The organism is Sphingomonas sp. CFBP 8765 (genome assembly GCF_014841445.1).
GTDB classification, from domain to species: domain Bacteria; phylum Pseudomonadota; class Alphaproteobacteria; order Sphingomonadales; family Sphingomonadaceae; genus Sphingomonas; species Sphingomonas aerolata.
On record NZ_JACYTY010000001.1, the window covers coordinates 101,443 to 113,692 of the forward strand.

A 12,250-nucleotide genomic window follows, 5' to 3' on the forward strand; every position below is an offset into this window, starting at 1 on the left:
TTCGCGGCCATCCGCCGCCACCCGAGGATACCGCCCATGACCCCGATCCCCGCATCGATCCGCCATCGCCCCGCCGCCGCCGCTCCCTCCACCGCACCGACGCGTCAGCGCCGCGGCGGGCTGTTCGGCACGACAGGACTCGCGCGGTTCGCGTGGCTGATCGGCATCAGCCTTGCCGGCACGGTCGCCGCGCGCCCCGCCACGGCGCAGACGCTGCCGACCGGGGGCGAGGTGGCCGCGGGCCAGGCGAGCATCGCGACGCGCGGGCCGTCGATGACGGTCACCCAGACCAGCGACCGCGCGGTGCTGAACTGGCAGTCCTTCTCGATCGGCAAGGGCGCCAGCGTGACCTTCGACCAGCCGGGCACAAGCTCGGTCGCGCTCAACCGCGTGGTCGGGTCGGATCCGTCGTCAATCCTCGGCAACCTGTCGTCCAACGGCAAGGTCTTCCTGGTCAACGGCAACGGCATCGTGTTCGGCAAGACCGCCAGCGTGAACGTCGGCGGGCTGGTCGCATCGACGCTGAACATCAGCGATGCGGATTTCATGGCCGGCCAGTCGCGCTTTGCCGGGACCAGCACCGCGGGTGTCCAGAATGACGGCACGATCACCGCCAAGGGCGGCTATGTCGCGCTGCTCGGCGCGCAGGTCGGCAATAGCGGCGTGATCCGCGCCAATTTCGGCACGGTCGTGCTGGCGGCGGGCGAGGCGATCACGCTCGACGTCGCGGGCGACGGGCTGCTCAACGTCGCGGTCGACAAGGGCGCGGTGGGCGCGCTGGTGCGCAATGGCGGGCTGATCCGCGCGGATGGCGGCAAGGTCGTGATGACCGCGCAGGGTGCGGGCGACCTGCTCCATACCGCGGTCAACAATAGCGGCATCATCGAGGCGCGGACGCTGCAGAACCGCAGCGGCACGATCCTGCTGCTCGGCGACATGCAGACCGGCACCACCAATCTCAGCGGGACACTCGACGCGAGCGCACCGGTCGGCGGCAATGGCGGCTTCGTCGAGACGTCGGCGGCGACCGTCAACATCGCCGATGGGGCCAGGGTCTCGACGCTGGCGCGGTCGGGCACGACCGGCACCTGGCTGATCGATCCGCAGGATTATGTGATTGGTGCAGGCGGCAACATCTCGGGCTCGACGCTGTCGGCGCAGCTCGTGACGACCAGCATCACGATCAGCACGCTGCCCGCGGCGGGCGACACGACGACGGGCAATGGCGACATCTTCGTCAACGACGCGGTCGCGTGGACCGCGTCGGGCGTGCCGACGACACTGACGTTGAACGCGTTTCGCGACGTCGTGATCAACGCGCCGATCAGCGCGACCAACGGCAACATCGTCGCCTGCTGCGGCCGCGACGTGAACGTCAACGCCGACCTGACGACGGTCAATGGCAGCATCCTGCTCAACGCCGGGCGCAACGTGAACGTCTATCATGCGATCACGACGACCGACGGCAATATCGCGCTGTGCGCGGGGCATGACGTGATGATCGACGCTGCCGTCACGCTGACGCGCGGCACGACGATCCCGGCGCAGAGCCTGGGCCTGCCGGTCGGGCTGACGCTGATCGCAGGCGCGGACGGCACCGGGCCGGGCGTCAACGGCGGCACGATCGTGTTCTCCGCGCTGTCGCCGCCGACGACGGTGACCGCGGCGCCGGTGTCGATCACCTACAACCCGGTTTCGTATACGACGCCGACCGACTTCTCGAACGAGTTCGTGCTGACCGAGGGTGCGGCGATTTCGCAGCGGATGCTGGTCTTCCCGTCCGCGCAGAAGGTCGCGGACGGCACCAATGCGGCGGTGCTGAGTGGGTTCAACGCATCAGACACGTCGGGGCTGCCGAGTGGCGTCACCCTGGTCGCGGGGACGGACGCGACGGCGACGTTCGACAGCGCGGACGCCGGGGCGGGCATCGGCGTCAGCTATAGCGGCTATACGCTGACCGGCGCGAATGCGGACCAATATGCGCTGGCGGGATCGTGCTGCACGGCGGGCTTCCGGACTACGGGGACGATCACTGCTGCTCCGGCGCCTGCTCCTGCTCCTGCTCCTGCACCAGCACCAGCTCCTGCCCCTGCTCCCGCACCTGCACCTGCTCCTGCACCCGCTCCCGCACCTTCGCCAGCACCGGCACCGGCACCGGCACCGGCACCCGCACCTGCTCCTTCCCCGGCTCCAGCTCCAGCTCCAGCTCCAGCTCCAGCTCGAGCGCCTGCGCCTGCGCCTGCGCCTGCGCCGGCTCCTGCACCGGCCCCTGCTCCCGCTCCAGCTCCAGCACCAGCACCAGCACCAGCACCAGCACCAGCACCGGCGCCGGCACCAGCACCCGCACCCGCACCCGCACCCGCACCCGCACCCGCACCCGCGCCCGCGCCGTCGCCAGCACCCTCGCCTTCGCCAACGCCGATACTGACGCCGACACCGACACCGACGCCGGTGATCGTCACCGTCCTGCCGACCGCGACGCGGCCGTTCCTCGAGGTGCCACCAGCCCAGGTCCGGCGGCCGAACGTGCCGGTCGGGACGGTGGTCGACGGCGGCGTGAGCGTGCCGCCGGAGGGTCCGGGACCGTTCCCGATCCCCCCGGCCCCCGTGACGCCGGTCCCCGTGACGCCGCCGACCCAGTCGTCGCTGGGGGAACTGACGCAGCCCGTGCCGCGCACCCCCGTGGTCCCGGTCTATCCGCGCAAGCAGGCGCGCCACTGATATGGCAGGCTTCGGGTCGCGAACAGCGCGGCGCGCGGTGCTGGTCGCGGTCGCCCTGGCGGCTGGGGGCGCGTCCGCCGCCGGCGCCCAGCCGGTCGCGGCCGGCACATCGGCGACCGCGCGGTTCGGGGCTGCCGCTGCTTCCCGCGATGCCCGCGACACGGTCGACTGGGTGATGCGGTCGCGCGACAACCAGGCCCTGCCGTTCGTCGTGATCGACAAGGTGAACGCGGTGGTCTTCGCGTTCGATGGCGTGGGGGTGCTCCGCGGCACGGCGCCCGCGCTGCTCGGTCTCGCCCGCGGCGACGACAGCGTGCCGGGGATAGGCCAGCGCAAGCTCGCGACGATCACGCCCGCCGAGCGGACCACGCCCGCCGGCCGGTTCCAGGCGTCGATCGGCGCCGATTTCGAGCAGGATATCCTGTGGATCGACTATGCCGCTGCGCTGTCGCTCCACCGCGTCATCGCCGGCCGCCGGGTCGACGACCGCGCCGGCCGGCTGGCCTCGGCGACGCCGCAGGACAACCGGATCTCCTATGGCTGCGTCAACGTGCCCGCGCGCTTCTATGACGGGGTAATCAAGCCGCTGTTCACGAGCACCGTCGGGATCGTCTATATCCTGCCCGAGACCCGGCCTTTACGCAGCGTCTTTGCGATGACGGCGGCGTCGTCAGCGCCGGACGCCGTGCCTCACTGACCCCAAGGGCGCTCGCGATACCATTTGGTCAGCACGTACTTGACCCCCTGCTCGACCGGCATGCCCTGATGCACCGACGCCGGATTGGGCGCGCCATAGGCGTCCATGTTGTTCCAGATCACCAGATTGCCCGCCTTCGGCGCGATGATCACGTCCGCTGTCGGAAAATTGGTCCGCCCCCCCGCCTCCGGTTCGTTAAGGAAGGTCATCGCCGACCAGGTGCGCTGGCCGCCGACCGCGACCTGATCCTGCCAGTAGAGCTGGCTGGTATCGAAGAAGTCGTGATGCGGCTTGAACTCCTGCCCGACCGCATAACGCTGGCCCTGCAGCGCCTCGCCGTAGCGCGGTTCCAGCCCGGTCAGCGCGTCGAGCCGCGTCTCGACCGCGGTGACCGCGTCGGGCCCCGCATAAAGGTAACAGGTCTCGCTGGTCCGGTAGGCGGGACGCGGATCGTCGGCGACGACCGGCGACGGCACGCGATCGGCATCGATCAGCGCGATCAGCGTCGCGCACACGTCGAGCGGCAGGAAATCGCGGACGATGTACAGCTCGATCCCGGGTGCCGGGATGCGAACCGCGCCGGGATAGCACAGGATCTGCTCGCGGACCTGTGCGGCGGACTCGGCGCGTCCCAGCGCTTCGACCGGGCCGTCGCGTCGGTCGGTGGCGGAAAGTGGCGATGCGGCGGACGGAACGGCGACCATGGGCACTCCAGACTGTCGGGCGCGTCGGTGGCGGACCGGCGGTCCGGCCCCGTGGCCAGACCATCACATAGATCAAGCCGTACAGGCGCAAAAGCCGTTTCACCGCCGAATTCGGCCGCAATGCTCGATACTTGTCTGTGCGGAGGGTAAAATCCAGGTGCGACTTAATCGCGTGACGATCGTTGAGCCGCCATTCCCAAAGGAGACGAATGATGAGCAACGACACCGACGTGTCCGTCCTGAACGGCCTGATCAAGACGACCCTCGACAGCATGAAGGGCTATGAGGACGCGGCCAAGGACGCCGAGAGCACGCAGTATGCGACGATGTTCGCCGACTTCGCACGCGATCGCGCCCAGGTCGCGACGAACCTGCAGGCGCAGGTCCGCGCACTCGGCAGCGAGCCCGAGATGGATTCGAGCATGCTCGCCGCAGCGCATCGCACCTTCATGGACCTGAAGCAGGCGCTGACCGGCAAGGACGACAAGGCGATCATCCTCGAGGTCGAGCGTGGCGAGGACCACATCAAGGCCAAGTATGAGGACGCGATGAAGGACGGCCAGCTGTCGCCCGCATCGCTCGACGCGGTCACCAAGGGCTATGCCTCGGTCCGCGAAGGCCATGACAAGATGAGCGCGCTCAAGCACAGCCTCACCTGATCCGAAGGGGCGACCGGTTTCGGCCGGTCGCCCTTTTTTCTACGCGCTATCCTGCCGCCTTGCGCAGGATGCGCGACAGGTCCTCGACCGAATAGGGTTTGTGCAGCAGTTCGAACCCGTCAGTACCATCCTGCGCCAGCACGTTGCTGTAGCCCGACGTCAGCACCACCGGCAGCCCGGGATGCGATGCCCGGATCGCCTTGGCCAGATCGATGCCGTTCATCCCCGGCATCACGACATCCGAAAACACGATGTCGAAGCGCGCCGCGTCCTCGCCCAGCACCGCCAGCGCCTCCTGCGCATCCGCCGCCCAGACCGTCACATAACCGAGCTCGGCAAGCGACTGGGTCGTGAACGTGCCGACGTCCTTGTTGTCCTCGACCACCAGCACACAGGTGCCATGGCCGTCCGCCAGCCCCTCCGGGACCGCCCCCGGCAGGTTCGCGGTGCGCTCCTCCGCGCGCGGCAGATAGAGCGTGAAGACCGTGCCGCAGCCGACTTCGCTCTCGACGATGATGTCGCCATCGGACTGTTTGGCAAAGCCGAACACCTGGCTGAGCCCGAGGCCGGTGCCCTGCCCGACCCCCTTGGTGGTGAAGAACGGCTCGAAGATCCGCTCGAGCTTTTCGGGCGGGATGCCCGACCCGGTATCGCGCATCGAGATCGCGACGAACTGCCCCTCAACCGCCGGATGCGAGCGCACCGCGGGGATCATCGTAGCGGTCCGCAGCGCGATGTCGATCTGCCCGGCGCCGTCCATTGCGTCGCGCGCATTGACCGCCATGTTGACCAGGGCGGTGTCGAGCTGGCTCGGGTCGACATTGGTGAAGCAGGGCGTGTCGGGCACGTCGATCGCGATCGTGATCCGTGATCCGGTCAACGTGCCGAGCATGTCGGCGATGCTGCCCAGACTCTGGCCGACATCGATCACCTCGGGCTGGAGCGCCTGCCGCCGCGCGAAGGCGAGCAATTGCCCGGTCAGCTTGGCGGCGCGATCGGCGGTATCCGAGATCGCGTCGATGTAACGCTCGCGCCGTTCGGGCGGCAGGTCGGGGCGCTTGAGCAGGTCGGTCGCCGACCGGATCACGGTGAGCAGATTGTTGAAGTCGTGCGCGACACCGCCGGTCAGCTGGCCCACCGCCTCCATCTTCTGCGACTGGCGCAGCGCGTCCTCGGCGGTCTGCAGCTCGCTCGTTCGCGCGATGACCTGCTGCTCGAGCGAGGCAGCAAGGGCGGCGAGCGCCTGTTCGGTGCGACGGCGCTCGGTAGCGATGCGGGTCCGATCCGCGACCTCGCGCGCGAACGCGACCTCGTCCGCGCGCCAATGCCGCGCCCAGCCGCTGGCGAGATACAGCATCGCCACGATCCGGCCGTTTTCGGTGATCGGCATGTTGATGATCGCGCGGGCCTGCACCGCCTCGAGCGCGGCGCTCGTCGCGTAGGTCCGCGGGTCGGCGCGCGCATCGGTCACACAGACCTCCTCGCCGCGCTTGAGGTCGTCGATATAGGTGCCGAAGTCGCGCAGCCTGAACGTGCCCGAAAGCTGGTCGACCCCCGGCGCGGTCCAGTCGCTGTGCACCGTCACGGTCTCGGCGTCCGGATCGATCTCGCCATAGCCGGTCCGGCTGAGGTCGATCGTCCGGCCGATGATCTGGACGGCCTGGTAGGAGATGTCGTCGGGGCAGTCGGTGTCGCGGAACATGTCGCCCAGCTCGACCAGCGCCGCGCGCATCATCTCGCCGCGGCGCTGGTCGGTGATGTCGGTCGACACGCCCGCGATCCGCAGCGCCTCGCCGGTGGCGGAATAAAAGGGCTGTCCGCGCGATCCGATCCACCGCAGTTCGCCGTCCTGGCGGTAGATGCGGTAGACGACCTCGTAATCCGTCCCCTCCTCGACGCAGCGTTGGACCTCGGCGACGCTTAGCGCGCGATCGTCGGGATGGATCGCGGCCAGCCGGTCGTCATAGGAAAACGGCGCGTCCGTAGGCCGGCCGAAGATCTCCTTGCAGGTATCCGATGCGGTCAGCCGCTTCGTCGCGATCTCGAGGCTCCAGGTCCCGAACCGCGCCGCCTTGAGCGTGAAGGCGAGCTCGCGCTCATGCTCCTGCTGCTGTCGCAACCGGTCGGTCAGTTCCGCCATCAGCGAGGCGTTGCTGCTCTCGAGTCCCTTCAGCCGCTCACGCTCGAGCGTCACGTCGACCTGGCTGGCGAAGAAATAGGCGAGCACGCCGTGCGTGTCGAAGACCGGCGCCATCAGCAGCCGGTTCCAGAACGTCTCACCGTCCCTGCGGTGGTTCTGGATCTCGATCTCGATCGATTCGACCCGGCGAACCGCGTCGCGGATCCGGTCGATCGTCGCGGGATCGGTTTCCGGCCCCTGGAGGAACCGGCAGTTGCGCCCGAGTATGTCCTCGCGCGGATAGCCGGTGAGCCGGCAGAACGCGTCGTTGGTGAACACGATCGGATTGTCGGGCAGGCGCGGATCGGTGATGATCATCGGCATCCGCGTCGCCCGCACCGCGGCGACGAACGGGTCGGTGCCGAGGTCCTGCCCGATCAGCTCGGCGGCGATTCGCTCGGCGTCGGCCGTCAACGGACGAGCGCCGGGGTCGGCGCGGTCGGGTGTATCGTTCAAGACCGTCTACTCGCCCTTTGCACTAAGTCGCTGATATCTAGGCTACGCGCAAAGACACCGCAACGCCGGGCTGGCGTGACGAATAATCGAGATCAATATGCGACGAAGGGCGGCCGCGTGATGCGGCCGCCCCTCCCCTCATCAGCGCACCGAACCGCGGCGCACCATGTTGACGATCGCGAGCAGGATCACCGCACCGACCAGCGAGATCAGGATCGACTGGATGTTGAGCGCGCCGTCCATGATCGAGGCGCCACCAATGAGCGGCGTGATCAGGAAGCCTGCGAGCAACGCGCCGACAATGCCGACGACGATGTTGAGGAAAACGCCCTGCTGAGCGTCGGTCCGCATGATCATGCTGGCGACCCAGCCGATGAGTCCGCCGACGACGAGAAGGATGATGAGGTTCATGATGAGGCTCCTGTTGATACTGGTACAGGCTGCTCAACGGACCGGGTGCGGCTTACGTTCAGTTCGGCCGCGCATAGTGCTTTGCGACATTGGTATAGGGGCACTAGTCCGGTTGGTAGGTCGGGTCTGACCGTGAAGGAACCGGTCGCGCGCTCCAGCGCTGAGGAGGCATGACCAGTACCCCCGGCAAGCCGCTGCATGCGCCCACCCTGCATCATCTCGAACAGCTCATGGCCGGATTGCTCGAAGGGGTGATCCTGATCGACCCGACCGGCGTGATCCTGAGCGCCAACCCCGCCGCGCTCAAGATGCACGGCGTCCGCGGCGTCGGCGAGCTGGGTGCGACCGCGGACGATTATGCGGCGCGGTTCGCCCTGCGCTACCGCGACGGGCGCAAGGTGCCGCGGCGCGAATATCCGCTGCTCCGGCTGCTCGCGGGCGAGAGCTTCCCCGACCTGATCGTCGAAGTCACGCCGCGCGACGCGGACGAACCATGCTGGGTCCATCAGGTCCGTGACATCGTCATGGACGAGGATGGCGGCGAGCCGGACTGTCTCGCGCTGGTGATCAGCGACGTGTCCGAGCGGTTCGACGCGGAGGACCGGTTCGAGGCGATGTTCCACGCCAATCCCGCCCCCGCGCTGATCATCCGGATCGCCGACCAGCGTTTCGTCCTGGTCAATCAGGGGTTTCTCGACCTGTCGGGTTATGACCGCGACGCGATCATCGGCAAGACGCTGTTCGATTTCGACTTTCTCGCCGATGTCGAGCGCAAGGCGTTCGTCAAGGCGTGCGTCGCGCGCGGCGAGGTCGTGCCACAGCTCGAGGCCGAGCTGCCGCTCGCCGGCGGCGACACCACGCTGGTCATCCTGGCGGGGCAGCCGATCGAGGTCGGCAACCGCGACTGCCTGTTGTTCACCTTCGCCGACCTCGAACCGCGTCGGCGCGCGGAACATGCGCTGAAGGCGAGCGAGCGGCATTTCGCCGCGGTCTTCGAGATGGCGCCGGTGGCGATGGTCGTGACCCAGACCGACGACAATCGCATCCTGCAGGTGAACGCGGCGTTCAAGACGCTGACCGGCTATGACGATCGCGCGGTGATCGGCCGGGTCGCCGACGACCTGCAATTGTGGAACGATGCGGGCCAGCGCGAACAGCTGGAAACCGAGATCCGCGCGCAGGGCGGGTTCCGCGGACAGGACGTCCGCCTGCTCCACAAGAATGGCGAGGCGCTCGACTGTCTCGCCTCCGCCGAAAACATGCGGATCGACGGCGATGCCTGCGTACTCTGGCTCTATCAGGATATTACCGCGCGGCGGCGCGGCGAGCTCGAGCTGGTCGAGGCGATCGAGGCGGTGATGAAGGACGCCAACTGGCTCGGCCGGTCGATCATGGACAAGCTGGCGACGCTGCGGAACCCGCGCCCCGGCGCCGCCTCGGACGCGCCGCTGCTCGATCTCAGCAAGCGCGAGCGCGAGGTGCTCGAGCTGATCTGCCAGGATCTCGACGATGCCGCGATCGCCGAGCGGCTCGAATTGTCACGCAACACCGTGCGCAACCATGTCGCGCGGCTCTATGCCAAGATCGGCGTCAACCGGCGCAGCGCCGCGGTGGTCTGGGCGCATGAACGCGGGGTCGGCGCCTGAGACGGCGCGCGCCGCCCCGAAGGGCGGCGCGGCCGGTGATCAGGCGGACTGCGGAATGATGCTGATCATCGCGTCCTCGCTCGGCTCCTTGGCGGGCTTGAGCTTGAGTGCCTGATCCGCGGTCACGTGCCGCGTGCGCGTCGCGGGCTCGAGCGTAACGGTCTCGCCCGTTTCGAGCGACCGCTCGACCGCTGCCAGCACGCGCATGTCGAACAGGCCCTCCTGCCCGTCGGCTTCGGGATGACGGTCGTTGAGGATGCAGTCGGAGAAATACTGCGTCTCGTTGCCGAACTGTTCGACCGGATCGAAGGCGTGCGTCTTCTCCTTGCCGTCCGCGGTGCGCTCGACATAGGTGATGCCGGTCGTCGGGCCGAACATGAAGGCGGGCGCGGCATGGATGCTTGCCTTGGTACCGACGAGCTCGAACCCCTCGGACGAGGCGGTCGCATAGCTGACGGTGAACTGCGCGATACGGTCGTCGGCGAACTTCAGCGTCACCGCGACGGTGTCGTGGAAGTTGAAGCCGCGACCCGGCGTCTTCGTCCCGACCGCATGCACCGCGATCGGCTCCTGCCCGAACAGATTGCGCACCGCGTTCAGCGGATAGGTGCCCATGTCGGGGACGGGCCCGCCCCAATAGCCGTTATGCCCACGCGAATTCTCCTCGCGGACATTCTGCATGAAGGTCGACGAGAAGGCGCGCAGGTCGCCGAATTCGCCCGCCCGCGCGCGCGTGATCATCTCGACCGTGCCGGGTTCGTGATGCAGCCGGTAGGCGATCATCAGCTTGGCGCCGCCCTTCTTCTCGGCGGCGATGATCTGCTCGGCCTCCGCGACGCTCGACGCCATCGGCTTTTCGAGCAGGACATGGATGCCCGCCTCGAGCGCGGGGACGGCATATTGCATGTGCAGGAAATTGGGCGTTGCGATATAGACCGCGTCGATCTCGCCCGAGGCCAGCAGCTCGCCATATTGCTCGTAGGAATAGGCCTTGAGCTTGTAGAGCTTGGCCAGCTTGTCCGCCTTGACCGGGTCGCCGGTGACCAGTGCGGTCATTTCGGAATTATTGGTCCGCGCGATTCCCGGCATGAACGCCTGCTGCGAAATCTGCCCGCCGCCGACGACGGCGTAGCGCACCTTCTTGGTAAGTCCGAACATGACAGTCTCCGTGGTTCAGGAAGGATGGAATGAGGCTGGCAACTCCGCGCGACGGGGTTTTGTTGCACTGCACCCTGCGCGACGGAGCCGGCGCGGAAGATCGTTACGGAAGCGCGCGGATTATCTGCCGACGGTCTTGGGCGAACCGCCAGCGCGCGCGTTATCCTGTCGGCCATTTGCGGTCAGAGGACTGATAGTGCTGAAGTTTCTAGTGGCCGAAAGCGAAACACCCGAACAGCGCGACGCCCGCCGCGAGCATGCGGGAAAGAGTTCGGGCGAGACCTATGCGGCGACGCTCGAACAGCTCCGGCCCGATGCGCAGATCACGATCGTCGCACCCGCGGACGACGACGCGCCCGTGCTCGCGGCGGGCGAGATCGGCGATTTCGACGCGGTGTTCGTCACCGGCTCGCCGCTCCACGTCTATGACGACTCGCCCGAGGTGCAGCGCCAGCTCGCCTTCATGCGCGCAGTGTTCGCATCAGGGACACCGTCCTTCGGCTCGTGCGCGGGGCTGCAGCTCGCGGTTGCCGCAGCAGGGGGCACGGTCCGCAAGATGCCGCAGACGATGGAGGCCGGGATCGCGCGCCGGATCACGCGCACGCAGGCGGGTCGCGATCACCCGCTGCTCGCCGGCCGCACCGACAGCTGGGATGCGCCCGCGATCCACGGCGACGAGGTCGAGCGGCTGCCGGACGATGCGACATTGCTCGCGAGCAACGCGATCACCGCGATCCAGGCGGCCGAGATCCGGCATGACGGCGGGATTTTCTGGGGCGTGCAATATCATCCCGAACTGGCCCCGCGCGAAATCGCGATCGCGCTCCGCCGCCAGGCCGGCAGCCTGATCGAGGCGGGGCTCGCCGAGCGCGAGGCCGATGTCGAACAGCGCGCGGCGCAGCTCGATGCGCTGCACGACGAACCCGACCGCCGGTCGCTGCTCTGGCTGCTCGGCGTCGGCGACGATTTCGCGCAGGAGGCGGGTCGGCGGCTAGAACTCACCAATTTTCTGACGCATCTGGTCGAGCGGGGCGACTGACCCCTGCCCTTGCATTCTCACGCCGCGCCCACATCTGCCGTAGCGTAAGCAGCGCGATCTCCGGGGGGATCGTGCGCCGAACGGGGAATGGGGCGGATGTACGATCAACTGGCCGAGAGCGTCATGCTCGAGAGCGACAATGGCGACGTGCGGGCGATCCTCGAAAAGGTCGCGGCGCTGACCGGCATGGGGTTCGTCGCGGTCGCGCGCGTCACCGACACGCGCTGGATCGCCTGCCAGGTCCTCGACCAGATCGATTTCGGCATGTCGCCGGGCGACGAGCTGCGGATCTCGACGACAATCTGCGACGACATCCGCCAGTCGGGCAAGGCCGTCGTCATCGACGACGTGTCGACCAACGACCGCTGGCTGACGCACCCCGCGCCGTCGCTCTATGGGTTCAAAAGCTATGTCTCCTTCCCGATCACGCTCGCCGACGGGTCGTTCTACGGCACGCTGTGCGCGATCGATCCGCGCCCGCGCCAGCTGAGCGGGCGCGAGACCGCCGCGGCGCTGGCCGGGTTCGCCGCGGAAGTCGGCGCGGTGCTGTCGCGGAACGTGCCCGCGGGCTGAGCGGGCC

10 protein-coding genes are annotated in these 12,250 nt (G+C 68.0%); 6 read left to right on the forward strand and 4 right to left on the reverse strand.

Translation table 11 applies throughout. From position 1 onward, the window contains the following. Positions 1–36: 36 nt before the first annotated feature. Positions 37–2,721, forward strand: a complete 2,685-nt coding sequence (locus IFT87_RS00450; protein ID WP_249403145.1) for a two-partner secretion domain-containing protein — start codon at positions 37–39, stop codon at positions 2,719–2,721. A gap of 1 nt (position 2,722) precedes the next feature. Next, a complete protein-coding gene (locus IFT87_RS00455; RefSeq protein ID WP_192007161.1) occupies positions 2,723–3,418 on the forward strand; it encodes a L,D-transpeptidase in 696 nt (231 codons plus the stop codon). Here IFT87_RS00455 and IFT87_RS00460 read toward each other — a convergent pair. Next, positions 3,412–4,122 carry a prolyl hydroxylase family protein gene (locus tag IFT87_RS00460; protein ID WP_192007163.1) on the reverse strand — a complete coding sequence of 237 codons (711 nt, stop codon included), beginning with the start codon at positions 4,120–4,122 and terminating at the stop codon, positions 3,412–3,414. The genes IFT87_RS00455 and IFT87_RS00460 overlap by 7 nt on opposite strands. Positions 4,123–4,334: 212 nt before the next feature. Here IFT87_RS00460 and IFT87_RS00465 point away from each other — a divergent pair, with 212 nt between their 5' ends. After that, positions 4,335–4,781 (forward strand): PA2169 family four-helix-bundle protein, encoded by a 447-nt coding sequence (locus tag IFT87_RS00465; protein ID WP_234387285.1) that lies wholly within the window; start codon positions 4,335–4,337, stop codon positions 4,779–4,781. A 46-nt stretch (positions 4,782–4,827) separates the two neighbouring features. Here the strand turns inward: IFT87_RS00465 and IFT87_RS00470 are convergent, their stop codons facing one another. Together IFT87_RS00470 and IFT87_RS00475 are read right to left on the reverse strand one after the other, a co-directional pair. Further along, positions 4,828–7,416, reverse strand: coding sequence for a PAS domain-containing protein (locus tag IFT87_RS00470; RefSeq protein ID WP_249403146.1), 2,589 nt, complete (start codon positions 7,414–7,416; stop codon positions 4,828–4,830). 141 nt (positions 7,417–7,557) lie between these two features. After that, positions 7,558–7,827, reverse strand: a complete 270-nt coding sequence (locus IFT87_RS00475; protein ID WP_031393553.1) for a GlsB/YeaQ/YmgE family stress response membrane protein — start codon at positions 7,825–7,827, stop codon at positions 7,558–7,560. A gap of 170 nt (positions 7,828–7,997) precedes the next feature. Here IFT87_RS00475 and IFT87_RS00480 point away from each other — a divergent pair, with 170 nt between their 5' ends. After that, entirely contained in the window at positions 7,998–9,473 is a 1,476-nt protein-coding gene (locus tag IFT87_RS00480; RefSeq protein WP_056680612.1) for a helix-turn-helix transcriptional regulator, read from the forward strand. A gap of 39 nt (positions 9,474–9,512) precedes the next feature. On the opposite strand, the gene IFT87_RS00485 is transcribed toward IFT87_RS00480, so the two are convergent. Further along, complete coding sequence (locus tag IFT87_RS00485; protein WP_192007164.1) at positions 9,513–10,631, reverse strand: Gfo/Idh/MocA family protein; 1,119 nt, start codon at positions 10,629–10,631, stop codon at positions 9,513–9,515. Between the two features lie 196 nt (positions 10,632–10,827). Between IFT87_RS00485 and IFT87_RS00490 the strand changes: the two genes are divergently transcribed. Then, positions 10,828–11,670 carry a glutamine amidotransferase-related protein gene (locus IFT87_RS00490; protein WP_192007166.1) on the forward strand — a complete coding sequence of 281 codons (843 nt, stop codon included), beginning with the start codon at positions 10,828–10,830 and terminating at the stop codon, positions 11,668–11,670. 96 nt (positions 11,671–11,766) lie between these two features. Beyond that, positions 11,767–12,243, forward strand: a complete 477-nt coding sequence (locus IFT87_RS00495; protein ID WP_107045184.1) for a GAF domain-containing protein — start codon at positions 11,767–11,769, stop codon at positions 12,241–12,243. Positions 12,244–12,250: the final 7 nt, after the last annotated feature.

Bases quoted from the DNA above. Each gene is read 5' to 3' on its own strand.
- IFT87_RS00450 (WP_249403145.1), top strand. From the start codon at position 37: ATGACCCCGATCCCCGCATCGATCCGCCATCGCCCCGCCGCCGCCGCT.
- IFT87_RS00455 (WP_192007161.1), top strand. From the start codon at position 2,723: ATGGCAGGCTTCGGGTCGCGAACAGCGCGGCGCGCGGTGCTGGTCGCG.
- IFT87_RS00460 (WP_192007163.1), bottom strand. From the start codon at position 4,122: ATGGTCGCCGTTCCGTCCGCCGCATCGCCACTTTCCGCCACCGACCGA.
- IFT87_RS00465 (WP_234387285.1), top strand. From the start codon at position 4,335: ATGAGCAACGACACCGACGTGTCCGTCCTGAACGGCCTGATCAAGACG.
- IFT87_RS00475 (WP_031393553.1), bottom strand. From the start codon at position 7,827: ATGAACCTCATCATCCTTCTCGTCGTCGGCGGACTCATCGGCTGGGTC.
- IFT87_RS00480 (WP_056680612.1), top strand. From the start codon at position 7,998: ATGACCAGTACCCCCGGCAAGCCGCTGCATGCGCCCACCCTGCATCAT.
- IFT87_RS00485 (WP_192007164.1), bottom strand. From the start codon at position 10,631: ATGTTCGGACTTACCAAGAAGGTGCGCTACGCCGTCGTCGGCGGCGGG.
- IFT87_RS00495 (WP_107045184.1), top strand. From the start codon at position 11,767: ATGTACGATCAACTGGCCGAGAGCGTCATGCTCGAGAGCGACAATGGC.